Annotated in this window: 19 protein-coding genes; 7 read left to right on the top strand and 12 right to left on the bottom strand. The window is 40.0% G+C overall.

Annotated elements, in window-relative coordinates:
* Window positions 1-413 precede the first annotated feature (413 nt).
* The gene (gene coaW / locus HMPREF1505_RS04925) at window positions 414-1,244 is read right to left on the bottom strand and encodes a type II pantothenate kinase (RefSeq protein WP_036923367.1); all 831 of its coding nucleotides are present in this window, start codon (window positions 1,242-1,244) and stop codon (window positions 414-416) included.
* Between the two features lie 335 nt (window positions 1,245-1,579).
* Here coaW and HMPREF1505_RS04920 point away from each other — a divergent pair, with 335 nt between their 5' ends.
* Window positions 1,580-1,876, top strand: a complete 297-nt coding sequence (locus tag HMPREF1505_RS04920) for an HU family DNA-binding protein (RefSeq protein ID WP_226893226.1) — start codon at window positions 1,580-1,582, stop codon at window positions 1,874-1,876.
* A gap of 319 nt (window positions 1,877-2,195) precedes the next feature.
* On the top strand, window positions 2,196-3,767 hold the full coding sequence (locus HMPREF1505_RS04915; protein WP_013265752.1) for an Rne/Rng family ribonuclease: 1,572 nt from the start codon (window positions 2,196-2,198) through the stop codon (window positions 3,765-3,767).
* Between the two features lie 461 nt (window positions 3,768-4,228).
* Here HMPREF1505_RS04915 and HMPREF1505_RS13700 read toward each other — a convergent pair whose 3' ends face one another.
* The 9 genes from HMPREF1505_RS13700 to HMPREF1505_RS04870 form a co-directional block, all read right to left on the bottom strand.
* Window positions 4,229-4,696 carry a hypothetical protein gene (locus HMPREF1505_RS13700; RefSeq protein ID WP_036923364.1) on the bottom strand — a complete coding sequence of 156 codons (468 nt, stop codon included), beginning with the start codon at window positions 4,694-4,696 and terminating at the stop codon, window positions 4,229-4,231.
* Window positions 4,697-4,705: 9 nt separating this feature from the next.
* Window positions 4,706-6,394 carry an alpha-amylase family glycosyl hydrolase gene (locus tag HMPREF1505_RS04905; protein ID WP_036923362.1) on the bottom strand — a complete coding sequence of 563 codons (1,689 nt, stop codon included), beginning with the start codon at window positions 6,392-6,394 and terminating at the stop codon, window positions 4,706-4,708.
* A gap of 92 nt (window positions 6,395-6,486) precedes the next feature.
* Window positions 6,487-7,371, bottom strand: a complete 885-nt coding sequence (gene fabD, locus HMPREF1505_RS04900) for an ACP S-malonyltransferase (RefSeq protein ID WP_036923359.1) — start codon at window positions 7,369-7,371, stop codon at window positions 6,487-6,489.
* Window positions 7,372-7,914: 543 nt separating this feature from the next.
* Window positions 7,915-8,298, bottom strand: a complete 384-nt coding sequence (gene crcB / locus HMPREF1505_RS04895; protein ID WP_036923356.1) for a fluoride efflux transporter CrcB — start codon at window positions 8,296-8,298, stop codon at window positions 7,915-7,917.
* A gap of 32 nt (window positions 8,299-8,330) precedes the next feature.
* The gene (locus HMPREF1505_RS04890) at window positions 8,331-11,078 is read right to left on the bottom strand and encodes a DUF5686 family protein (RefSeq protein ID WP_369758970.1); all 2,748 of its coding nucleotides are present in this window, start codon (window positions 11,076-11,078) and stop codon (window positions 8,331-8,333) included.
* 190 nt (window positions 11,079-11,268) lie between these two features.
* Window positions 11,269-12,576 (bottom strand): inositol-3-phosphate synthase, encoded by a 1,308-nt coding sequence (locus HMPREF1505_RS04885; RefSeq protein ID WP_036923350.1) that lies wholly within the window; start codon window positions 12,574-12,576, stop codon window positions 11,269-11,271.
* Window positions 12,577-12,605: 29 nt separating this feature from the next.
* Complete coding sequence (locus tag HMPREF1505_RS04880; RefSeq protein WP_036923347.1) at window positions 12,606-13,400, bottom strand: HAD family hydrolase; 795 nt, start codon at window positions 13,398-13,400, stop codon at window positions 12,606-12,608.
* 120 nt (window positions 13,401-13,520) lie between these two features.
* Window positions 13,521-14,564 (bottom strand): CDP-alcohol phosphatidyltransferase family protein, encoded by a 1,044-nt coding sequence (locus HMPREF1505_RS04875; protein ID WP_231480338.1) that lies wholly within the window; start codon window positions 14,562-14,564, stop codon window positions 13,521-13,523.
* Between the two features lie 52 nt (window positions 14,565-14,616).
* On the bottom strand, window positions 14,617-16,245 hold the full coding sequence (locus HMPREF1505_RS04870; RefSeq protein ID WP_036923344.1) for a sugar phosphate nucleotidyltransferase: 1,629 nt from the start codon (window positions 16,243-16,245) through the stop codon (window positions 14,617-14,619).
* Between the two features lie 1,119 nt (window positions 16,246-17,364).
* On the opposite strand from HMPREF1505_RS04870, the gene HMPREF1505_RS04865 reads away from it, so the two are divergent.
* The 5 genes from HMPREF1505_RS04865 to HMPREF1505_RS04845 all read left to right on the top strand — a co-directional run bounded on the left by HMPREF1505_RS04865 (window position 17,365) and on the right by HMPREF1505_RS04845 (window position 23,006).
* A complete protein-coding gene (locus HMPREF1505_RS04865) occupies window positions 17,365-17,901 on the top strand; it encodes a hypothetical protein (RefSeq protein ID WP_051412320.1) in 537 nt (178 codons plus the stop codon).
* Window positions 17,902-17,933: 32 nt separating this feature from the next.
* A complete protein-coding gene (locus HMPREF1505_RS04860; protein WP_036923339.1) occupies window positions 17,934-20,447 on the top strand; it encodes a DUF3160 domain-containing protein in 2,514 nt (837 codons plus the stop codon).
* Window positions 20,413-21,393 (top strand): CapA family protein, encoded by a 981-nt coding sequence (locus tag HMPREF1505_RS04855; RefSeq protein ID WP_036923336.1) that lies wholly within the window; start codon window positions 20,413-20,415, stop codon window positions 21,391-21,393. Before HMPREF1505_RS04860 ends, HMPREF1505_RS04855 begins: the two co-directional genes overlap by 35 nt.
* Before the next feature lie 153 nt (window positions 21,394-21,546).
* Entirely contained in the window at window positions 21,547-22,359 is an 813-nt protein-coding gene (locus tag HMPREF1505_RS04850; protein ID WP_036923333.1) for a hypothetical protein, read from the top strand.
* Window positions 22,360-22,820: 461 nt separating this feature from the next.
* Window positions 22,821-23,006 carry a hypothetical protein gene (locus HMPREF1505_RS04845; RefSeq protein WP_051412319.1) on the top strand — a complete coding sequence of 62 codons (186 nt, stop codon included), beginning with the start codon at window positions 22,821-22,823 and terminating at the stop codon, window positions 23,004-23,006.
* Between the two features lie 427 nt (window positions 23,007-23,433).
* Here HMPREF1505_RS04845 and HMPREF1505_RS04840 read toward each other — a convergent pair whose 3' ends face one another.
* Window positions 23,434-24,048: a DNA alkylation repair protein gene (locus HMPREF1505_RS04840; protein ID WP_036923327.1), complete on the bottom strand. Its 615-nt coding sequence runs from the start codon at window positions 24,046-24,048 to the stop codon at window positions 23,434-23,436.
* 99 nt (window positions 24,049-24,147) lie between these two features.
* Window positions 24,148-26,322 carry a tetratricopeptide repeat protein gene (locus tag HMPREF1505_RS04835; RefSeq protein ID WP_036923324.1) on the bottom strand — a complete coding sequence of 725 codons (2,175 nt, stop codon included), beginning with the start codon at window positions 26,320-26,322 and terminating at the stop codon, window positions 24,148-24,150.
* Between the last annotated feature and the right edge of the window lie 9 nt (window positions 26,323-26,331).

Genomic DNA, 26,331 nt, shown 5'->3' with positions numbered 1-26,331 from the left:
GGTGCCCTTTTGAGGTCTAACTAACGCCCTTTTGAAGTCCAATTAAGCACCTTTTATTTTACCACTTGATAACTACTTGATTCTCTGCTGATTGCAAACCTGCGTCTTATATGTATTTTCGCCGTTAGTTATAGATATTTTCCTTGAAATTATGTAATTATTTTTCAAACCTTTGTCTGCATATTTTCAAAGTCTAAAAGAAATGATTTTCATTGTCAGAGGATGAGAATTGGATAGATAGTTGACAGTCTTAGCCAAATTAGGAGAAATCCTCTCCTTAAGTAATATATTATCTTAAAGAAAGGATAAAGCTATTTATTTTTAACTATCTATACAACAGACAGGTTACTACAATATTACAGGCACTTTGTAGACAGCGCTACAAAGTGCCTGTAATCCTTTATAAACAATGATTAAACTGTCTCAATGTTATCTGCTTGTAAAGCTGCACCGATTGCCGTACAATACTCAGAATTCTTCGGAATAATAAAGCGGACATCGTATATCTTCTCCATAACAGGGAAAAGGAGTTCGCATTGTGGCAACAGGCTAAGATTACCTATGAGTACAAAGTCACGGATATCGCTATTCAAAGAACTCAAGATTGTTGCTGAACCGATAGACTGTAACACCAGACCTATCAAGCCTAAGGCAATATCTTCACGACTTGCATTAGCCTGTGCATTAGCAAAGAGAGATGCAGTAGCATCCATTGGCAAGCCTGGAAGTGGACTGGTTGAGATGTCTTTAATCTGAAGATTGATACGAGAAATATCTCCCTTATTGGCTAAAGCTATGATTTCGTTAATATTATCAGTCTGTAACAACAAACGTGAAAGACCACTCAATGTACCTCCACCAATACCGATACCACCAATGTGACGTACCTCATTGCCATCACAAAGTACAAGTGAGGTACCCGTACCCATAGAAACTACAATCATACGTTGCAACTTCGACTCAAACTGAGCACCTAAGCCATCAGCCAAAAACTCATCTGCCTTAGCCGTTGGAAGTCCATAAACAGGCTTATCAATATAGTGAGCGCCTACGCCCGTAAGCATAACACGCTCAACCTCAGACAGGTCTATCCTATTGTCATATAGATATTTTCCAAAAGCTCCATACAAGGACGTTACTGGATCAGTAGCCTTGATACGCAAAGGTTTAATAACCTTTCCCTCTCTGATTCCAACAATCTTGGTTGTTGAAATACCCACATCTATACCGATGGAAATCTTCATACACCTTATATAATTATACAGAAGTCTTGCAAAAACTGCTTTCTGAGAAAAAATGAATAAACCAAAATATATAAGAATTTACACCAAATAACCACTCATAAAGAATCATCTCTATGCAAGTGTTGGTAACAGTTTAAGTCCTTATAACATCATTAAATCCAATACTCCACATCAGCATGAAATACAACTTATAATGTCGCAAAGGTACGAAAAACCTTAAAGTTTAGAGCATTTACCGAGATATTTTACAAAAAAGACACAAAAATATTTCTCTATTAAGCTGAAAATGAGTATCTTTGCATTCCGTTATAATGAGAGATTAGAAATAAACATCAATAAAGAACAAAAACAAAATGACGAAAGCAGATATCATCAATGAGATTGCAACGTCTACTGGCATCGCCAAGAAGGACGTTTCAGCTGTGGTTGAGTCTTTTATGGAAACCATCAAAGACAGTTTGTTGGAGAAGAAAGAAAATGTATACCTTCGTGGTTTCGGTAGCTTCATCGTTAAGCACCGTGCGGAAAAGACAGCTCGTAACATCTCAAAGAACACGACTATCACTATCCCAGCACACGATTTCCCAAGCTTCAAGCCAGCAAAGACCTTCATCGAGGATATGAAGAAATAAATTAAACATAAATACAATAACAATTTAAAACAATTTAAAGCTATGCCAAACGGAAAGAAGAAAAAGGGACACAAGATGGCTACGCACAAGCGTAAAAAGAGATTAAGAAAGAACAGACATAAGAGCAAGTAAGCCCCAAGGCTGAAAGGCTTTACAACTGACTTTCAATAATATGGCGGGGCGTGTCATCGCAATATACTTCTCTTCCCTGGAAGTGCGACGACAGGTTCCGCATTTTTATTTTATCTATAAGTATCCTTTAGCATCATTGTAGAGACTATAAAAGACGCTAAATGATAGCTTATAACAAACGAAGAAGATGACAAGCGAAGTAATTATTGATGCCCAACCGAAAGAGATTTCGATAGCGCTACTCGAAGACAAGCGTCTGGTTGAATACCAGCGTGAGCCAAGAGAGGCGAGCTTCTCGGTTGGAAACATCTACGTGGCAAAGGTAAAGAAACTGATGCCAGGGCTGAATGCCTGCTTTGTAGATGTAGGTTATGAGCGTGACGCCTTTCTTCATTATCTTGACTTAGGGAGCCAATTCAACTCCTATGCAAAGTATCTGAAACAGGTTCAGAGCGACCGCAAGAAACTTTATCCCATTCAAAAAGCCACTCGCCTACCCGACTTGCAAAAGGACGGAACAGTTCAAAACACACTGCAGGTAGGACAAGAGGTGATGGTACAGATTGTTAAAGAACCCATTTCCACCAAAGGACCTCGCCTTACAGGCGAAATATCATTCGCTGGCAGATTCCTGGTGCTTATACCATTTGGGCATAAAGTTAGCGTATCTTCTAAAATCAAAAGCGGAGAAGAACGTGCACGCCTCAAACAGCTCATACAGAGTATTACCCCAAAGAACTTCGGTGTAATTGTCCGTACAGTAGCTGAAGGAAAGCGCGTAGCCGAGCTTGACGCTGAGATGAAAGTCCTACTGAGCCGCTGGAATGAAGCAATCACAAGACTGCAGAAAACGCAGGAACGCCCTCAACTTGTGTTTGAGGAGACTGGACGTGCTGTTGCGATGCTGCGTGACCTCTTCAATCCAACCTACGAAAACATCTACGTCAACGATGACGAGATTTGCACTGCCGTTCGACACTACGTCTCTCTAATAGCCCCTGAAAAGGCGGGCATAGTGAAGAAGTACACTGGTAAGGTGCCAATCTTTGACAACTTTGACGTTACGAAGCAAATAAAATCAAGCTTCGGTAAGACCATTAATTATGGTCATGGCTGCTACCTCATCATCGAACACACAGAGGCAATGCACGTTGTAGATGTGAATAGTGGAAACAGAACGAAAGAAAAAGCACAGGAACAGAATGCGCTTGACACCAACCTTGGTGCTGCCGATGAGTTAGCTCGCCAGCTTCGACTGCGTGATATGGGTGGAATCATTGTCGTTGACTTCATCGACATGAATCTTGCTGAAGACCGCCAGATGCTGTATGAGCGTATGTGTAAGAACATGCAGAAGGACCGTGCACGTCACAATATCCTTCCTTTGAGCAAGTTCGGACTGATGCAGATTACTCGTCAGCGTGTACGCCCAGTAATGGATGTAGATGTAGATGAGAACTGCCCTACTTGTTTCGGTAGTGGTAAGATTCGTTCAAGCATTCTTTTTACCGATCAGTTGGAGCGTAAGATAGACCGATTGGTTAATAAGGTTGGAGTAAAGAAATTCTATTTGCACGTTCATCCTTACGTTGCAGCTTACATTAACAAGGGTCTTATTTCCTTGAAACGTAAGTGGCAAATGAAGTATGGTTGGGGTGTAAATATCATTCCTTCACAGAAACTTGCCTATTTGCAGTATGAGTTTTATGATGCAAATCAGCAGTTCATTGATATGAAGGAACAGAACGATAAATCCTAAACTAATAACTAAGTCGTTAGATAAAACGAAAGGTTTACAACATTAGAAATCCGCAACCTATAATATATAAGGTGGCGGATTTCTTTTTTTCTCTACTTTTCATATTTCATAAAAACTTAGACTTCAAACCTAAGAGAAAGTCAATTTGTCAATAATTTTCCTCCCTTTGATTTTTATTAAGGCTTAATTACACTCGAATTAACGCTCAATTAACTTCTAAAAGATGCCCTTTTTAGGTCTTACTAACGCCCTTTTGAAGTCCAATTCAGCACCTCTTGCAAACCATTTTTGTAACTTACTAATTACAAGATAGTTACAAGGGTGTAGGGAAGAGTGCTTTTATGCTTATTTTAAGTGGGAAACATTAGTAACAATGTAAAATAAATTCGCATCAACAAAAACGCCCTCACCTGTCTAAAAAAAACAAGTGAGAGCGTTTGATATATGGTCTAATAAACGTTTTAAGCCGGAATGACTTTAAAGCGTACTCTGAATGCACGTTTCTGTTCATCCCAGTTTGTACCCAACATTTCAAAGCGACCAATCTGAGCGGTTGAGCGGACGTGCTTACCTATGCAAAGGCAGACATCAAAATCGCCGATACGAACGAGTCGCAACATCTCTGAAGCGTCTTCAGGTAGTCTATCAACAGTGACACCTTCGGGGATATTATTGTGGTCGACCATTTCAAAAGTTACGGGCAAGTCTTCAGCAATCAAACGATTCATCTCATCCTCTATCGCCTTTTCCTCCTTACGATCAGGCTTATGATCAAGGATAAAAGTCATCTTGCTCTTCTTCCGTTCGATATGAGCATTATTGCTACGCTCTGTGCCAAACATACGAATCATCACCTGATTCAGCAAATGTTCAGCCGTATGGGCAGGAGGGAACTCCTCTTTGTTATGCGAATTCAATACGTAATCCACAGCCTACTTCTATATTTTAAACTTATAAATTCTACCATAGTTTGCCTCTACATCCAATGCTACCTGACCGTCACGCTTCAAGTCTACTACCTTTGCAAAGCCTGAAAGTAAGTCGGTCATCTCAACCTCCTGCTCTGGAATCCCAAGGAAATCGAAGGCATGAGCAGGAATAGTCACATTGATTTGTACTCGTTCTTGGTCGAAATTAGCAACAACTAACAACACTTCATCGTCTGCCTTACGCAAGAAAACAAACTGTTTATGAGGATTAAACTGGTGGCTCTGCTGGTTGACATACATTAAATCGAAGGTCAATCCTTCACGCACAGCTTTCTCCCAATTACAAAAACGGAGAAGTCCTTGATAGATTAGTGAGAGTTTCTTCTCATCTGTTATCAAAGTATCACGATTAAAGAAGCCTTTATAGATAGCATCACTCGTCCAATAGTCAAAGATTGTTGAGCGACCATCCTGCCCTGAGAAACCTTCTTTATCCATACCTCTTTCGCCAAATTCCTGACCAGCATATACCATAACAGGATTCTGTTGAAGCAGAGCAGACACGATCATACCCGGAACTCCCTTCCAAGGATTACCCACGAAGAAATCAGAAGCAATACGTTGCTCATCATGGTTCTCAAGAAAGTAAAGCATATGGTCGCGGATATCGTCAACCTTCTGCCACTCATGTGTTATAGACGAAGCGGAACGTTCACCACATATCACACCACGAATACAATCATACATTCCAACTTTGTCATAGAGATAATCGAATCCTGACTCTACATACATACGATATTGATTAGGATCATAAACCTCACCAATAAATATCATTTCAGGATAACGCTCCTTAACCTGCTGTGTTGCGTATGTCCAAAACTCATGTGGAACCATCTCAGCCATGTCACAGCGGAAACCATCAACACCCTTTGCTGCCCAGAAAAGAAGGATATCAGTCATCTTATTCCATGTAGAAGGGACAGGATGATAGTGATAACTTCTTCCACCAGCATCACAATAGTCTACACCATAGTTTAGCTTAATGGTCTCATACCAGTCGTTCTGCTGAGGGTGAGAATCGAAACGATCGTTACCAGTACACTTGGCTGGGAACTCATGATAAGGCTCAGCGTCATGAGCGTATGTATTCTCAACAACTCCAGAGAGGTCAAGCTGTTCGCCCGGACAGTAATAGAAATTGTTCTGAGGGTCAAAGTGCTTACCTGTATCATCACCTTCTCCGAGGTCTTCAACATCCTTTGGCTTAGCAATACTCTTGTATTGACGAGCTACATGATTAGGTACAAAGTCAATGATTATCTTCATACCTTCAGCATGTGTACGAGCAACTAAAGACTCAAACTCTGCCATACGTGCATCCACATCCACCGCAATATCTGGGTCGATATCATAATAATCGGTAATAGCATAAGGCGAACCAGCACGTCCCTTTACGACACGAGGGTTCTGTATAGGAATACCAAAGGATGAATAATCAGTACATGTAGCATGACGGATAACTCCTGTATACCAAAGATGAGTGACACCGAGGTCATGAATGTGACGTAACACACCCTCATCGAAGTCATTCATCTTCCCTACTCCGTTCTCTGCTAAGCTACCATACTCCTTCTTAGTTAGATTCTTATTACCAAAAGTACGGGTGAAGACTTGGTAGATAACTAATTTAGTTTTCATAAACAAAATAAAAAGAAAGTCCCTCCTTCGTCCCCTCACTTTTAAGAAAGAGGACGGAAGAGGGAATCAGTCACTTAATAATAAGGTAAGCCTTATACACCGTGTGCATTAACAGTCTTGTCGATACGACCGAGCATACCCTGCAAAGCAGCACCAGGTCCGCACTCAACGAACTCTGTAGCACCATCGGCAATCATATTCTGTGCGCTCTTTGTCCAACGTACGCTTGATGTAAGCTGAGCGATAAGATTCTTCTGAATCTCAGCTGGACCAGTGTGTGGCAATGCGTCCACATTCTGATAAACAGGGCACTTTGGTGCATTGAAGGTAGTTGCCTCAATAGCTGCCTGCAACTCATCCTTAGCTGGCTGCATCAATGGAGAGTGGAAAGCACCACCTACCTTCAATGGCAATGCACGCTTAGCACCAGCCGCCTTCATCAACTCGCAAGCCTCATTGATACCCTCTATTGAACCAGAGATAACCAACTGACCAGGGCAGTTGAAGTTAGCTGCTACACAAACCTTACCTTCTTGAGATACAGATGCACAGATTTCCTCAACCTTCTCATCAGGCAAACCGATGATAGCTGCCATAGTACCTGGGTTCAGCTCACAAGCCTTCTGCATAGCATTAGCACGAGCAGCAACAAGCTTCAAACCATCTTCAAAGCTCAATGCACCAGCAGCAACGAGTGCTGAGAACTCACCCAAAGAGTGACCTGCTACCATATCTGGCTTGAACTCATCGCCCAAGCAAAGAGCTGAAATAACGCTATGGAGGAATACTGCAGGCTGAGTAACTTTAGTCTCCTTCAACTGCTCGTCTGTACCAGCAAACATAATCTCGGTTATCTTGAAGCCAAGAATCTCGTCAGCCTTATCGAAAAGTTCCTTTGCTAATGGGTTGTTGTCATAGAGGTCCTTACCCATACCAACAAACTGAGATCCCTGTCCAGGGAATACAAATGCTTTCATATACTATTGAATTGTTTAATTATTAATATTCTACAGAGTGCAAAGATACAGAAAAGAAAGGAGATAGAAAAGAAACTAAGTAAAAAACACGATGTGCTTTGCATCACTCTAACCATGTAGAAATAATTTCTTGTTATTTCCACTATGTATTTTGCATCAATAAGATTGTATACATTAGGTTTGTATAAGAATACTTTGGGGTTATAAATTGCCAAAGAACATTCACTTTGTCAGCATTTCCAATGCCATCGACATCCCCTAAGACAAACATTACTTACCCCCTTTAAAACCATATGAGTCTTGTCTTTACCTGTTCTTATAATGGATGTTACAAGTTCAGAAAGTCATCCGCACCATCCGTGCGAAGGCTTAGCACGTGTAGTGCGAACGTCAAACACCATTCGTGTTGTTGGTAGATAGCTTACCATACATACCCAAAACGAAAGAAAAGAGTTGTATTATCGAAAGGATATAACACCTACTTATTCATATAATAACCATTACCTTTACATCCAAATGGGCTAAATGAGCAATATAATTACATTATTGAAAAGACATAACAAGTTGGCGACCAGCTAATAAAGCAATAAAGCCTAATGCAAGGGAGGCAATGATATAAAGGGAAGAAATAATAAAACCATCCCCTCCCTTTAATAACGTTGCATGCTCATTCATGAAAGTAGAGAAGGTTGTAAAACCTCCACAGAAACCAGTAGTGAGCATAAGGCGAACAGCAGGATTGACTCCGCCATTATCACTGGATAATGAAGAGAAGATACCTATAAGGAAACAGCCAAGCACGTTGACGACCATTGTTCCCAAAGGGAATGAACCTACTACAGCAAGTTGTACATACTTCGAGATAACCATTCGAAGACTGCCACCAACAAAACTTCCAATACCTACTAAAAGAACATCCTTTATCATACTGAACGAACAATTATTTTTGTCTATAAGGCTTAGAAAACCAAATTAAAACCAAATCGAATACCATTCTTTGAGATACCCGGAGCATGTGTATAAGTTAGTCGACGAACGTAATCTACCTCCAAAAACTTGAAGATATTATGTACTCCAACAACAAACTCCATGTAAGGGTCGCGTGTCATAACACGTGTATCGACAGGGAACTTATACAATTCCGTATCATTAGCATTCTGTGGTAAATATGGGTTGTTCTTATCTGTCAAATGTCCCCACATTCCTTTAAAGGCAACATACTCACGCCACTTCAGCTTCTTAATGAGTGGAATACGGTTGAAAATCTTACCCTCTAAGTCCCATGCAAGATTAAACTGTGCATATCGGTCATTAAGGAATTCAAGTCCTTTCATGAGGTTGAATGTTCCTTGATGCTCGAAATAAGACGTGTTTACAGGAGGAGTGATGAGGAATTGGAATGGTACCTTATTCCATTGTGCACCACCTTGTACACGTGTATCAACATGTCCCCAACTTCCTAACCAGAAACGTTTATAGATAGAAACCTCCGTAAGATTAGTATTAAAGTCACTTCCTAAGAAATGCTTAATACCCATTGTATGTTTAATATTAAACTCAGGAGCATCAAGGTTCACTGCCATACGTTGCTGTTTTGAGTTGACATAAGATTGTCCTGGACGATAGTTAAATCCAAGACTAACCTCACTCACACGCAGTTTGTCAACCAGCGTACCATCCATTTTCTCATACACAAGCTTTCCTGTTGGCTTATTACTTTCTGTACGGAACTCAAAACTCGTAGCCAATCCATAATCTGTCTCCCACATGAAGTTAATCTTCTGACGATTTACAAAATACATCTGCTCAACCTTTATAGGGCGGAAAGTCATGAAGATATTATCCTTATTGTGCTTCAGATACTTGTCTGATGGAGACTCAACATCACTTGTTGATTCGAAAGATATGGTACGGATAGGGAACTCAATAGGCTGATACTCGGGCTTATTAAACGAGTATGTTACCTTTGCACCGTAATAATTACGACGCGACCGTGTACCATAAGCATAGTAACCCTCAAAGAACCAATGAGGATTAAACTTAGCTGTAGTACGGGCAGAGGCACGTAAACGAATGCCATCAACAAAGTTCTTTGAGATAAAAGTATTGACAGGACCAATATCAAACTTACTTGGCTTGTCTTCTGAACCTGTTTCAATGAAGTTCTCTATCAAAGCCTTGGACGCAAACATCACCCATTTGAAATGCTTTGTGCTTGCCATACGCTTGATAAATGAGTCCATTCCAGCCTCACTCTTCGTCAGTTGCGTTGTTCTATGTGCTGCCCAGAAATCATTATCGCGCAATTTAGCATTCGCATCATACGTTACCTTTGCCTTACCCTTAAATAGTTTATCATCAATAGGAGTAAAGGCATAGTTTGTCAGACCCGTTGTTCGGATAACAATAGCATGTTGTAAGAAATCAGTAATCTTAAGTTCAGCAACCATATTATCCGTTGTTAAGGCCCATTCCCCATTGCTTAACTTAGTGTACTCCTGCTCAAATTTCATCGCATCAACGAAGTTCACGCCCGTATTAGCAGGCAGTTGCATATCGCATCTCTTAACATGAAGGGAGCTGTCGTTTAAGACGTAGAGTTCACCTCGGAACCCGAAGTCTTGTTGATTGGCTGGCATAAACTGCAAACGGATACACTTGTCTTGATTAACATAGACCGTATCGTCGATATAAAAATGATAGAACGAAATCGCTGTAGAGCCTATTGGAGAAGGGAAACGCTTCTGAAGAAGGTCTATTTGGTCATCATAAAGATTGATATCCTTAAAGAGATCCTTCACAATCGTATTCAAAGCCTCACCTGTTTGTATAAGTTTTGAAATACCTTTAGTAGACTGTCCTAACACGATATCCTTTTCATCACGTGGGTTCTTACGGTAAAGATGCTGCGTAAGCGTTTCATCTACAGAGATTGGAAGAATGAGTTTGTTATTATAAGGACAAGTTTCTACTTGGTCAAGAAGCCAAGGAGCTTTCTTAAACATAGAGCCTTCAAGGTCATCAGGAGTAAGGTTATTTAGCGCCATAGTCACCTTCTGATACTTATCATACTGATAATAATCATGGTTTTCCAAGTGAGTTTGCTTTTTCGCAGCAATAACTCGCCTCATCAACTCTACTGCTGGGTTATCCTTACGTGAATATTTATGACGACGTTTAGCCTTCACAACAATACCCTGCAACTGCTTAGAGTCTGCGATAAGCGTCACTTTCAATTCTCTTGAAGTATGTGCAGTAATCTTAATATTACGTGATTTATAGCCAACAGCAGTGATTGTAAGTTGTTCTCCTACTTTTCTTGCAATAGAGAAATGACCATTCGCATCACTCGAAGCACCTAACTTTAAATTCCGATAGACTGCATTCGCATAAGGAATACTATCTCCTGTTTGCCAATCAACCACATAACATTGAAGTAGCGTACTATCTATCACAGCTGGTTTAGCGGCTATCTTAGCCAATGAGTCCATCATTTGCAGCAACGAATCAGTTGCTATTCCCATCGAGTCAGCTGCTGTCAACAAGGAATCTTTACCTACAAACGAAGAGTCTTTACCCACCAACAATGAATCAATGTGCATAACATAAGGCTTTGAATTAAAGTACAAAGACTTAAATGTATATGCATGTGCTGAAAATGATACGAACACAAAGAGGAGAGCAACTATCACTCTCAACCTTATCATTCGCCGTCCTCCTCTTGTCTTATCAAAGACAGAAGATGTATGATCACGCATGTTTAGCCTCATTAATCTATTCATATTTTACTTTAGTTTTAGAATCATGCAAGACAACTTACTATCGTCATTTTGCATTCAAGCGTCCTCCCATCCCATAAAAGGACTTGGAGGACTTCTCTGTTAATTGAGGAGATGACTAATCAATCTCCTCATCAGCTTCGTATCCACCCATTTCTCGAATGGCATTCTTCAGCATTGTATACTGTTCAAAGAGATTATTGACAGCTTCCTCACCACGAGTGAAATCGTGCATTGGACTCTTGAGGAAGATACTCAAGAAACGCTGAATACCATAACGACCAGCCCTTGCAGCAAGATCAGAGAGCAACGTAAGGTCAAGAAGCAATGGTGCAGCAAGGATGGAATCACGACAAAGGAAATTAATCTTTATCTGCATTGGGTAACCCATCCAGCCAAAGATGTCTATATTATCCCATCCTTCCTTGTCATCATTACGAGGTGGATAATAGTTGATACGCACTTTATGATAGATATTACCATAAAGATCGGGCTGCTCATCTGCTCTACAAATGGTCTCAAGTGTCGACAACTTACTTACTTCCTTTGTATGGAAGTTAGCTGGTTCATCAAGAACTAAGCCATCACGATTACCCAAGATGTTCGTTGAGAACCAACCAGCAAGTCCAAGGTTACGTGTCTTAATGATAGGAGCAAAGCCCGACTTAACCAATGTCTGACCAGTCTTAAAGTCCTTACCAGCAATAGGCATACGTGTCTTCTCAGCCAATTCCCACATAGCAGGTATGTCAACCGTTGTATTAGGGGCACCCATGATAAACGGACAACCTTCCGTCAAAGCCGCATAAGCATAACACATAGACGGAGCAATATGCTCTCTGTCATCTGACTTCATAGCTGACTCCAATTGCTCAAGCGTCTTATGGTATGCCTCATCGTATGGTACATAAATCTCGGTAGAAGCTGCCCAGATGACAACAACACGTTCGCAGCCATGCTCTTTCTTAAAGTTCTGAATGTCTTTCTGCAATTCCACCACCATATCCCAGCGTGTCTTGCAGTCTTTAACATTGTCTCCATCAAGTCGCTTAGCATAGTTTCGGTCGAAAGCTGCCTTCAAAGGCTTGATAGCCATCAGTTCTTCGCGTACTGGTTCGATATCCTTTGCCTTCAACACTTCAGCATATACTGCAGCCTGATAAGCATTCTGAGGATACACATCCCATGTACCAAAGACGATATCATCTAAGTTTGCCAATGGTACAATATCTTTGTAATGAAGATATTTCTTATCAGCTCCGCGTCCTACACGGATCTTATCATATTGAGTCATTGAGCCAATAGGCTTCGTAAGACCCTTGCGTGTCATTAACACTCCAGTCATAAAGGTCGTAGCGACAGCGCCGCAACCAACGACCATTATTCCTAATCTACCTTCTGCAGGCTTTACATTTGTTTGCTTCATGATTATTACTGCAATATTTTATTAACGCATTATAGTGGCGTATATTGTCTTAATATAGGTTGTAGTTCAACTAAATTCTCAATATTATAATCTGCTACACACGTTGTAGGCTCTTCAGACGTCCACCCTTCGCCTTTTAACCATACGGTATGACAACCAAGTTCATGTGCAGGAAGTATGTCTTTGGTATAGCTATCGCCAATCACAACAACGTTTTCAGGCCTCACTTCCATAGATTTCACAGCTATATTAAATATCTGTGAATCAGGTTTTCGAACACCAACAACAGCACTTTCCGTTATGGTTTCAAAATAAGAAGATAAGCCAAACTCCTCAAGCACAACCGACATGTTGCCATAGAAGTTTGTCACCAAGCCTATTCTATAATGCATCTTTAAGTCCGACAGCACTTTTCTACTCTCTGCTATATTGGCTTTTACCTTGTCATAAATATCATTCAACAGAATTCTTTGCATCCGTTCAGCCTCAACTTTATCTGCCACTAACCAGCCACAGTCTACTAAGTACTCAAACTCTAATTTCAATTTAGACGTTAACATCGAAAGAAATGTGTCATGTGACTGTATAATAAGCTGCTTCCCTAAGGTACGCTCTGCATGTACATAAGCTTCACGAAACTGCTCTTCTGTCACTGGAATTCCGTTTCTTTTGTATGCATACCAAAGGAACTTTCCCCAGTGACAACCTGCTGTATCAAGCGTACCACCAAAGTCAAAGAGGAGAGTTAACCCTCCCTCCTCATCACATTGAGTAGCGTGTGTTCTCTTTGTTCTTAATGATATATCGTTTAACTCTTTGTTCATTCTAAATGGTTTAAGCAATATTAGATTGTAATAGACTGTCATTCAACATTAAATGATAAACAGAAAAAGTAAATCTTCAACATATTTTCAATCTTAAATACAGCCTAAGGAACATATAATTTACTCTTTTGGCGTAAGACTTTTACACAAATCTTCGTGCCGTTTGTGCATATAGATGTACAGAAGATTATATAAACTAACCTCAAACACAAAGTATATCCACGGACAATTCAACAAACAAGTGACGTAGATAAGAATAGCACGACTATTGAACGAAAGAAAATTTGTAAAAGGCATCAGCGGTCTGCTACCAGCTAAGAAGCGGTCTTTGAGTTCCTGTGGTACCTTATCTATACTTCCATACTTCTCTATCAATGCCGCATGAAACTTCTGAAAAGCAGGAGTTCTACGCTCCTGACTCTTACAATAACGTTGATAATTACTATGAAAAGCACGGTCCCAAAAGACTCCCTTCTTTCCTTTCAAGCTTTCAACAATAGCATGTTCGCGTTCGTACGAGTCAAGTTCTGAACCTTCTTTACCTTTCAAAAAATAAAGATGAATCTGTCGATAATAGTCGCTCAATGAACTTTGTGGGGAGTGACATAACAAACTTGCAACAGCTGCCAAACCTAATCCCCAAAAGCCCCACACCTCTGATGTGCCGGGTATTGGCTGATACCAGAGTCGTAAGACAATGGCAAGATAGATTGAGAAGAACCACACATCACCTGCAAATCCATCTAAACAGCGACCCTTCATAGACTGTTGACGAGTAAGCCTTGCCAACTGTCCGTCTGTTGAATCACAAAAGTTTGCCAACATCAAGAGGACAATTCCGATGATATTATGCAAGGTATCGGTAAAGAAAAACATTACACCCGCACCAATTCCAAGGAAGATAGAAAGAATGGTAATAGTATTAGGTGTAACACCCAAGCGATGCCAGAACAGGGCAAAAGCCAAACCTATGGGACGAGTAAAATAGATATCAAGCCATTCTTCCGTGTCCATAGACTTGAAAGAGGCACGAAGTAGACTGAAAAATCCCATCTTACCATCTTGCCCTTCGCCCAAATAGGGAGAAGAACTCTGTATGGTTAAATGAGAATTGTCTCCTTTTTGCTGAGCAGATACTCTGTGATTTTGTTGTTCTTTCATCATTATTTTCTGATTATTTACAGGTGATTTAAGTTGAATAATAATTGATTATCAACTAACTACAACTATCTACATCATCCATACACCTCTCATTAAAGGAAGATTTAAGAGAAGACTTAACCGCCGATTTCATTCGTTCAAAGATTGCCTTAGCAGCGTCTTTCCTACATTTTGAGAAACTGGGGAAGTCATTAAAATCAATGATAACATAACTGCCGTCTTCCCTTACTATCGCATCACCACCATAAATAGGCGTCTGTAATAAACAAGCTAACTTCTCCGCATCAGCTTGCAAGTTAGAAGATGAAAATGAATAATACTGTGGCTTACCATTCCTTTCTTCATCACCAAACTTTGTTTCAGTATCATCACCTGAATAATAATAACGGAAAAAGCCAGTACCTTCAACACCATAAAACTTCACAACGTCACCTTTTACGTGTGCTTGCGTCACAACATCTGTGATACCACGCTGCATAAAGGTTGATTTTATCTTTTCGACTTCTGACCAATCATGACAGAAACAGACGTCTTCTTTACTTTGTGCCGATGCATCAGCACGCTTTACCCAATACCCATCATCACCCTTATCAGGTGGCAATGGGAGATAGTTTTCACGCATCACCTTATCTACATTACTCCTTTGACAAGCCCGAACTCCAACCGATGGGTTAAGAACTCGTATGCCACTCTGCTCCAACTGCTCAAGACAATCTAACGCTTTGGGACTGCGAGCCATAGAAATAATTTGGTAATACACATTTACAGCGCCTACCGATTCAGCTGAAATTAACTGATTATCAGTACTAAAGTTTTCAACGAATTCACCTTCACTAATTATCTTAGCATCGTCAAAGAAGCAACCAACCTCTTGCAAGATAGCTAAGTCTTTCTCCTCAGAATTAGGTGAATAGCAGGCTGCACGTTGTATCAACAGGGTTTTCCCCTTACAACAAGAAGATAAGTTATTTACTCCTTCATCAGCCTTTCTTATATCATTTATATGGTCAATATCAAACACCTTTGTCAGCGGATAAGCTTCTATTTGCAAGCCTGCTGCAACCAATGCACGCTGAAAATTACGCATCCGACTCTCACCTTTCTCTATACAAGCCTCAAGAATATTAAGCGAGGGAGCTGTCAAACCATATATACCTGCAGAAATAAAGTAAGAATCGGCTTGAGGTGTATCATAATAACCATTAATACGCATGACATTGTCAACACCTACATAAAGTGGTTTTTCATCATCAATATAGTCTGTAACACCCATCAAAGCGTCTGTCCCCTGTGCTATCTTATCTTGAAAGGATAAAACATAATCATGAAACTCACTCTCGTCAAAGATTGTATCGACTGTTGTTAGGATAAAAGGGTCATCACGAAGGAAATTGCGCAACTCATAAAAACTATGCATTGAGCTCGGAGTTGATTTTACAACAAATCGTAGAGGGACTGGCAATCCATTCAATCCTTTGTCTTGTATCATCTTCAGATGGCTTGCCACATCAGACATCTGCTCATTACAGATAACAACAATCTCCGTGGCATTATTTCCCATGAAAATCCTTATTAATCTGTCTATGAGCCGTTCTCCCCTTACCTTCACCAATGGTTTGGGTTCGGTGACACCTTCTTGAGCCAGTCGTGAACCATCGCCAGCTGCAATAATTGCGAATTTCATCCCTGCAAAGATACATAATTCTAAGGAGATAAGCCCCTTTCTCTGTAACGTTTTTCTACTAAAACATAAACCAAAAGAAGCTTTTTTGGCTCTTTACCTACCCTACCTCAATAGTTATAATACAAAACTGATAAGTAAAGCTGATAAAGAAACCCATATTAAACAACAATTAGTTGCAAGAAATTTTATTACAAAAACAAAGGGCTGAAAGGCTTTAAAACCTGTCAAAATATACTGTTTGTAAGACTGTTGTAAACCAAAGACTATCAGACTGTTACAAAACCGCAAACTAAAAGGCGCTTAATTGGACTTCAAAAGGGCGTTACTTAGACTCCAAAAGGGCACCTTTTGCAAGCCTATTAGGCGTCTTCTTGAAGCCAAAAGAGCATATCTTACTTATAAAGGGAATGAAAAATCATGACAAAACAATAACAAATTGGATTCTAAACAACGATATCTAAGTTAACACTCAACTAAAAAATAGAATAGCAATTAATTCTTAAAGTAAAAATAACATGCTGGAATAAAAATAGAGGAAATAGCGTTTTAGACATAAAGAATATAAAAAATGGTAGAAACCTGAACAAAAACAATGCGTTTAGAGGTCATTATTGTTAATTTAATGTTAAAGCGCGAACAATCTAAATAAAAAATTTGCTTGATTGAATATTATATTCTATCTTTGCATATATAGAATTAGAGGATGATAACAACAACATAACACAGATTGTTTAAGACTAAAAGAAACCAATCCTCTATAGATATTCACAAGCCAAGTTGAGATTTAATTTGACTTGTATGAGATGAAAAGAGGTTATAAAAACTATTTTACTAAAGACATCAAAAGCAATATATAGCTACTTAGTTGCGTTAACCACGCAAGGATAATTCACGCAAATAAGAGCACGAAATACATAGGTTAGTTTTTTAAGGTGAAGGATAACAAAATTGTCATGGGTCCCACTCTATCTCATGTTGGGATTTCGAAGACATGCAGCCAGTCCTGATTTCACGTCGGTGAAATCAGGATTTTTTATTTGAAATATTTTGTTTTATCCGTTAAAGTGCCTATATTTGTAACCATATATGTTTAAAGATAAATACAAGCGAATAAGTTGTATGTTGCTCTTTTTCCTCATTGTAGGAAGAACTATGGCACAACAGCCCTTGACCTTTGAGTTGGAACACGTCAGCGACTCACTTTCATGGCTTTGTTTATATCCTAAGATAGAAAGCAAGACAGCACTGAAAAGACAAGAGAAGAATAAAAAAAGCAGAACAGCTATTGCGAAATGGCGGCTTCCCTACCCTGTTTATCGACTCGTAACAGGCGATATTAATGGAGATGGAAAGGACGAAGCAATCGTTGGGGTTATCAAACCGACTCGCTTCTATCCACAACCTGCACGCCGCCTCTTCATCTTTAAGCAAATAAATGGTAAAATACGCCCCATGTGGATGGGGTCGCGAATGGGTGGAATACTATGCGATTTTCGTTTTATTGAACCATACGTACGTACATTACAAGCAACCACCGATAATAAATACGTTGTTGCAGACTATGTTTGGGACGACTTTGGACTCTCTTTCGTGCGCTTTTTAACTGAAGCGATTAACCACGAAGAAGCCCTAAAACGATTTACTTCGAACGAATAAAACTAAAATATAACAATTTAAACCCAAACAAGATGAAACACAATCCCTATTACAAGCGAATGCAAAAGAACGCATCCAGAACTGTAGCTATTGCATTACTAATCTTGTTATTCTCACCTACTGCGTGGTCACAAAGTGAAAAGTCAGTTGGCAACACAGGTGATGCATATATTGAACGTACCCAAGAGAAGAAGGCTCCACTTATTCTTCCTGGTGCAGGAAAAGTCAATATTGAAAAATTGAAGGGTAAGATTGATACGCAGATGGACATCTCTAAACTCAATCTTGTAGAGCTACGTGCAATCAGAAACGCCTTTGCTGCAAGGCAGGGATACCCTTTCAAAGATGCAACCTTACGTGCATTATATAATACAACAACATGGTATAACGATGCACTTTGGGATGTCTCTGAAAAAGAAGAGACCACTGGTAAGAAGTTCTCACCACGTTATACGAAAGAACAACTTGCCTTTACAGAGCGCATCCGTGCAAGAGAAGCTGAATTACGAAAGCTGAACTTTAAACCAGCGAATAGTAAGGACGTGGTGAATATGAAGAACCTTATCAACCCATTCCAGCTGAAAGAGTTTGACCCAAAGCTATATAGCATGTTGGGACAGAATGGTTTTGCGATTGTTCCTGCCGAACATAATCAGCTTTTCCACGTATATGAGAAGAACGATTATGCTGATTTCCCGAGCTTCGTTACCACCGATCTCTATCTACAACTTTTCCACCTCTATTTTGATTGTGTTCTACGTGATGTAGAGGAGAAGCACTTGGACTCCCTAATGATTGTCTTTTCTTCCAAAATGGGAGCAGAGATGAAGACACTTACAAGCAGTCAGAATGCAGAAATAAAGGCTGCAGCAGAATATGGTCAGGCATGGTTTGCAGTCGCATCTTGGCTCTTTAGTCATGATAAAGCACCAAAATCAATAGCTACACTGAATGCCCCAGAAGCATACAAGAAGATGGTAATGGAAGAAATTACTAAGTCTTTCGAGGCTGAAAATGGATATTCTGAGATGCTTGAATATGACTCTCATACAGGAATGTTTGCTTATTCGCTCTTCCGTCCACGTGGTCACTATACCCGATCTAAGGTTTGTAGTCGTTACTTCCGTGGTATGATGTGGTTGCAAACAGCCCATTTTGGTACGGACAAACCTGCTAAGATGAAGCAGATTGCACTTATTGCCAATATCTTCAACCAACAACCAAAACTTAAAACCATATACGACAAGGTAAGTGAACCAATCACTTATCTTATGGGAACACCTGATAATGTTACCCTCATACAGGTTGCAGAACTTGTTAAGAAGATGAACTTACCTATAGAAAAGCTATTATCTTCAAATAAAGACATGGGTAAACTGACAGCAAACATTGAAGCAATAGCAAAGAAACAGACACGTATCGAGTTGAAGAAAACACATGGAACCAAATATGTTGTAGATATTATGCCACAGCGTTATCAACCTGATGCAGAGGCATTGATAGCTACTACGGATCAAGATAGCCCTATCTCTCTCCGCCCATGTCCAAAGGGACTCGACTGGATGGCTGTCATGGGATTGCCAGGTGCCGAACGTATTCTCATGGACGAGCTGAAAGAAGCACAGAAATGGAAGGATTTTCCAAAGGCATTAACCACTGCTCGTAAGAAAGTTGCTAATACTCCTTGGGAGGCTTGTGTAGCAAATCAATGGATGTACACGCTCCAGTCATTAGGTGACACCGCACAGTCGCTTCCTTATTTCATGCAGACACCACAATGGCAGAAGAAGAATTTGAACACAGCACTTGCTTCTTGGGCTGAATTAAAGCATGATGCTATCCTCTATGCAAAGCAGCCTATGGTGGCAGAGTGTGGCTCTGGAGGTCCAGAACCACCTGTCGTAAAGGGTTATATTGAGCCTAACGTGAAGTTCTGGGAGAAAGCTATTGCACTTGTAACAAAAATGGATAAAGTTCTCACCACTTACAATTTACAGACTGAAAAGGCAAAGGCTGTATATGAACGAATAAAGGAAATGGCTGAATTCTGCCGTGATATCAGTAAGAAAGAACTGAATGGTGGGAAGATAACTGACGAGGTATACAACCAGATTGAAATCATTGGATCAACTGTAGAGAATATCTCTTTGGAGCTTGTCAGCGAAGATAACCAGATGTTGCAGGGCTGGTCGGATGTGGTGAGTACCGACAAGAAGGTTGCTGTTGTTGCTGACGTCTTCACAGCTGCAGGTGAGAATGTTGCCATAGATGACATGTGTGTACTTTATGAAGGTGTTGGTCCAGCCTACGAAATATACGTTGTTGTAGAGATTGATGGCTCCCTTTACCTTACACGTGGCTCCGTCTTCTCTTATCGTGAGTTTACAAGATTGATGTCAGACCCACGCATGACGGACGAAGAATGGCAAGAGGAATTAAAGAAGTCACCAACAGGTGGAACGCCATCATGGATGAAAGAGATCATAGCTCCAGTAAAAGGAATGAGTGCTGATGATGAAGAGACATTCTATAGTTCGGGCTGTTAAAGTTACAATATGCTTGCTAACTCCTATCCTACTATCTTTCAGCGGGATAGGAGTTAATGATATAGACAAAAAGAAGTCTACTTCTAAAGAGGTAGACGACACCTTACGTATCGTTATTACAGGTGACCTTCTACTTGACAGAGGGATAAGACAGAAGATTGACATGGCAGGAGTTGATGCTCTTTTTTCATCTGGTATCGACTCGTTGTTCCAATCTTCCAACTATGTAATTGCCAATTTAGAGTGCCCTGTGACTAAAATTAGGGAGCGTGTGTTCAAACGTTTCATCTTTAGAGGGGAACCTGAATGGTTGCCTACACTACGTTGTCATGGCATAACACACCTCAACTTAGCCAATAATCATAGTATTGACCAAGGAAGAAATGGACTTTTAGACACACAAGAACAGATTAAAAAGGCAGGAATGATACCTATCGGAGCTGGTAGAAATATGGAAGAAGCAGCAGAGCCAGTACTCATTTCTACAAATCCACGCCATGTTTGGGTAGTTTCATCCCTACGTTTACCCTTAGAAAACTTCCTCTATCTTCCTCAAAAACCTTGTGTTAGTCAGGAGAGTATAGATAGTCTTATCATGCGAGTTAAACGCTTACGAGCCACAGATAAGAATTGTTATATTCTCCTTATACTACATTGGGGATGGGAACACCACTTCAGAGCCACTCCACAGCAGCGTGAAGATGCACACAAACTAATAGACGCAGGGGCTGACGCTATTGTTGGTCACCATAGTCATACACTCCAAACAATAGAGACATATCGAGGAAAACCAATCTATTATGGCATTGGAAACTTTATCTTTGACCAAAGAAAACCAATGAATTCACGGGCTTGTCTTGTGGAGTTAAGCATCACTGCAGAGAAGTGTAAAGCAAAGGCTTTACCTATAGAAATCAAGAACTGCACACCCTACCTTAGTAAATAGCGTTTTCAAATTGTGCTTATTTCTCACTTTTGGATAACTTTTCAGCGAAAAAGTTTGGAAGTTTACGTTTTAGTATATACTTTTGCAGCAGGTCTGAGGGTATGGCTTTGCACAAAGCTATACCATAAAGCAAAATGAAAAAGTAAACACAATATGAAGCGACAAGGACAAGCACTATCGTTAAAGAATCTAACAAAAAGCAATGTGTGGGACATTCAGGAAAACGATGTCTTCCGCCTTTGGGCACAAGCAGAACGTGACGCCGACTTAAGGGATAATGAGCGTCATTATATTGATGTAATCAAAAGTGCCTTTACCATAGAAGAAGTTAAGGTTGATAAGCCTGAAGTTATCAAGAAATACGAAGAACGTGGCTGCCAAGTTGGTCAAGTTAGACTTGATGAGGGTACCACTGTAAAATGGGCTTTAAAGAAAAAATCAATCCAACGTATTACTGATTTAACTTGGGAAAATATCCATCATATATCAGCTCAAAAGCTAATAGAAGTACTTGAGCGTAACTTTGGCGGTGGTTGGGAGAGCCTTCCACAGAGCGTACAGGATATTATCTTAAGTGGATTTGATATAAGTACAACTACGCTTCCGACCGCTCGTCTGAAGAAACCAGGTGGTCTTTATGAGAAGAAAGTCGCTGATGGCTTCGAAGTTCTTGAGATTTCAAAGGGCTCATGGACAGAAGCTATCTTTGCTAAGGAAAAGCCAATTTCAAACGTACCTACTACTAAACTTTCATCATTTGATGAGATTGGAGAAGAAGAAAACTTGAAGGATTTGGATGATGAAGACGAAATGATGCCTGAAGAAGAGAGAGGTACAGACGATGAGGACGATGAGGATTTCGATGAGGACAAGCTCACTGAAGAAAGCTATCGTACCACATTCGACACCAACCCAGAGGATTTGGAAATGCAAGCCGATGAGGTTGGAGAGGATGTCGACTTCTAAACAAACATAATAAAAATAGTAAGTGATTAACTAAATCACTATAAGAAAAGACCCAATCATTTGATGATGATTGGGTCTTTTCTTGTTTTCTAAGATTAATCTTGTACACGTTTTCTTACCTAATTCGCATTACCGAGCAACGAATAGCTACTAACGCGATGCGTTTGTTTTAGTGCTTTTTAGCCTTCTGAGCCAAAGCCTGACGACGAGCATTCTGAATCTCGAGGAAACGAGCATCCATACTGCTGTCAAACTCTTGGTTCTTAATAATGAGCCTATCCATAAATGTATGTTATCTTAAATACTTAATCGTATGCAAAGATACGTTTTCTAAGTAATCATAACAAATTTATACGAACTTTTTTGAAATCTTTTTAGTTACTTTTTGACCATAGTCAATACTATTGACTTACATCAAGCATCCACGTATTATATCGCAAACAAGACTAAAAAAGTTGGCTATGTCAAATATCTTTCCTACCTTTGCACTGAATTCGCAAAGAAAAATAAGTAATAACCGCAGAACCAAAGGGGTTCCGCACAAAAGAAGAAAGGATAACATTATGTTGACATTTGGTATTGTTACTATCGTTGCAGCAGTAATTGCAGAGGCATTGATTGTTTCAAAGAAGATTAATCTTGATTAGTAATTATCAAGTAACCAAAAGACCAGAAATTAAATCGTAAGCTGTTGAATTCGATGAACAGCAGACAAATAAAAAAGAAAAGCCGATGCGCCAAATGGTGTGTCGGCTTTTTCTATGGGTAATATTCTCTTATCTAATGATTATCTTCTCTCAATTCTACACCCTATTCTATCGTATTTTGCCCTCAATATCATTGGTGTCATCCATCCGCACATGTCGTGCTAAGCATGCGCACATATGGTGTTAAGCATCCGCACCACATGTACTAAGCAGCAATATGCCATTTGAAAAGTAGCTATACGTTGGTAGAGAATAGGAAAAAAAGACTGTAATAGTTCTTCTAACAAAACATTATAAAGCCTTAAAAAGAAGACATCCTTACTTTAGCTTATTGATAAAAGAGTAGTTTTTCTACTATCACTTTATACTAAAGGATATTAAGATCAGCAAGCGCTTTCTGTGCTATAGTATCGAAGTCTTCTCCTAATTCGCAGAAACTTAGAACACAATTATATGCAGCATGTCTCAATGGTAGGCTCTCACCTGCTAACGTTGTGTGTGCCTGATCAAGGAACTCATTAATCCCTCGCTCATTAGGTTCCATACCACGAGCAAACAAACGAGCAAGCAACTGATAGCCACAAAGCTGATACATATCACGGTTTGAAGCTATCCACTTGTATGCCAAAGCTGGTGCGAAGTCAAGATACTGAAGAAGATTAAAAGCCAATAACTCAGCCATTTCTTGTGTACGAAGGCGTTCCATCCATACTTCCACAAGGTCTTCATCCATTTTCTCAGCTGGCATAATAAGCGTAGCCAGTACCTGACACTCACGAATATCCTCTTTCCATAGTTCTATAGCGAGTTCATAATCCTTACCATATTCAACTGCCATCTTCTGCAAATCAGGGATTGGTACTCCCCAGTTTATCTTATACGTAACACCCTTTTGACGCATAGAGTGCGATGCAACTCCATTCATCAAGAGGCGGAAAGACTGTTTAATCTCTTTCAGTTTCTCGTGTATCTGTTCGTTCATTATCCTATTAATCTATATAAATTGATAAATTCTATTATGGCTTTTTTATACCACAACAGTTTAATTATTAAGTATTTGAACACCTATTAATAGTTGATATTAACCAACTAAACTCAACATTAAGAAGCAGTCAGTTTCAGAAATACCGTACATCTCCAATGTGTCAGCATCACTACGGAACTCTTCTAATAATTGTTCAGTACTCTTTCCACTCTTTACCATCCATTCACGGAACAATTCAACAGCACGTTGAACATTACCCATAGCCCACTGACAATAGCCTGCATTCAGATAATCTTCATGCGCTGGAGTTGATGTCAGCAGCGTGTCATACAACTGTGAAGCCTTATCAAGACTATTATCCGACAGCATTGCCCATGCAAGAACACGCTTCACATTCATGTCTTCCGGATATTGATAGTCAAGACGGAATAACTCTTCACGCACCTCGCTTGTCCTACCTAACTTCAAAAGAGCAACACAACGATTCATTGTGTAATTCTTATTACCTAGTTCTAATTTCAGCAACTCCGTATATACCTCTTCTGCAGTTTTATAATCCTCTGCGTCAAGTGCTGCTCTTGCTTTTCCTTTCAGCGCCCACTGATTATCAGGCTCAGCCTTCAACGCATAGTCGAAGAACTGGTAAGCAAACTCAGCCTTACCCATATGGATATTCGTATAGCCCATTAAGATGGCATATCGTGGGTCTGCACTCTGGAAAGTAGTGAGCAGTTCTGCAAGTTCCGTCATCTGCTGATGCTTATATAAGTGTGAAGCCAAGCGCAACTTGACATCATCGAGCCCTGTACCCATGAAGGATTTATACGTAAAGAAGAAGGTATCAGCAACAAAGTCACCCTTACCATTATCCTCAAATGGATTGATAAAGTCATTAGCTGTATGATAAAGACGGAAAAAACGGTAAAGGTCTTGTAAGTAGGTACGACGAATACTAATAGCATCTTCCACATCATCACTTTCTGCCAACGGTCCTAACATTGCATCAGAACCTATTACCTCCTTAATATCAGATGGTAACTGATTAATGATTTGTTCTAAAGCAAAAGCAAAAGAGTATCTATCCGACTCACAGAAATTACTTCTTTCCATGAGAGTATTTAAGAACTTTGTGTCTCCTAATTTACTTATCACAGGGCGTAAAGCAGGGTGATTCAAGTAGAAAGGAGTAAACCAATTCACCATATCATTGAAGAAAGGGAATCGCTTCATCTGACTGAAACCGCCAAAATAGATATCAGAACCTTGCTTCTGCATATCCATCATCTTGCGTACCTTCTCTTCCATCTGCTCCATGCGCTTCTCATCAGCATCTTGGTGGAGGATACTCTCTATCGCATCTTCTTCCTTTTCCATAATGCCAAGACGCCCGATTGTCAGATTAGAGTTGCGCATGATATCAGGCATAATATCACGTTGAATCTTGTCATTATCCTTCTCAGCATCCTTACTATAGAAGAACTGAATCTGTAAAGTCAGTAATTCACGAGTGATAGTAGGGTTCTCACAGAGCTCACGTATCAACGCATCCTGCTCTGGGAAGATGTCCATTCCTTCGAAGACTGCTAACACCCAGCCCACCAATGCACGCTGTCTTACATGCTCGTCTGTAGCCTGCTGATATACATTGACAAGTGTTTTGAACTTATTAATATCAAACTGATTCATTGCACCAAGGCTAATTGCACTTACAATTACCTGCTGATCAGTTGACATAACAGTAGGAGAAAGGAGCAATTCTGTATAGAATTTACAATCATCATCAGTCCATTGACACGATGTCCATAAGGCACTAAAAAGACGATTCATAAACGATTGGTGACGATCATATAACTCAGTACTCTTCTGTTCTCTTGTTTCTTCTGGTTGAAGTGAGAGCATTGCAATGTCTGAAACAAATGATTCTAAAACCGTACGAACGAAGTCATGGCTGGTATTCAGGTGGTCAATTACCCTAAAAGAGTTAACGTATGCACTAACATTCTTGCATCGCCAGCTAATCTCAAGGTCGGCAGCAACACGGTAAAGTCGCTGCAACAATGTGCTGTAGAGTGATTCACGATGACTATCTGAGAAGCCCCTTCCCATATAGTCTACCATCAACTGATAATCAGTTTTGATAGCTTCAAACTCACTGTGACCCATAAGTGATGGACGCTGAACATAAAGTTGCTCTAATACCTCAATGGCATTACTCAACCTTCTGTCCATTAAACAGTTTATAGCCTTGCTAAGAATCTCCTCTACATTCACTTCCCTACT

It is taken from the genome of Prevotella sp. ICM33 (assembly GCF_000517825.1).
Lineage (GTDB): Bacteria > Bacteroidota > Bacteroidia > Bacteroidales > Bacteroidaceae > Prevotella > Prevotella melaninogenica.
Note: the sequence above shows the minus strand (reverse complement) of the source record. Positions and strands in the feature narration are given on the sequence as shown.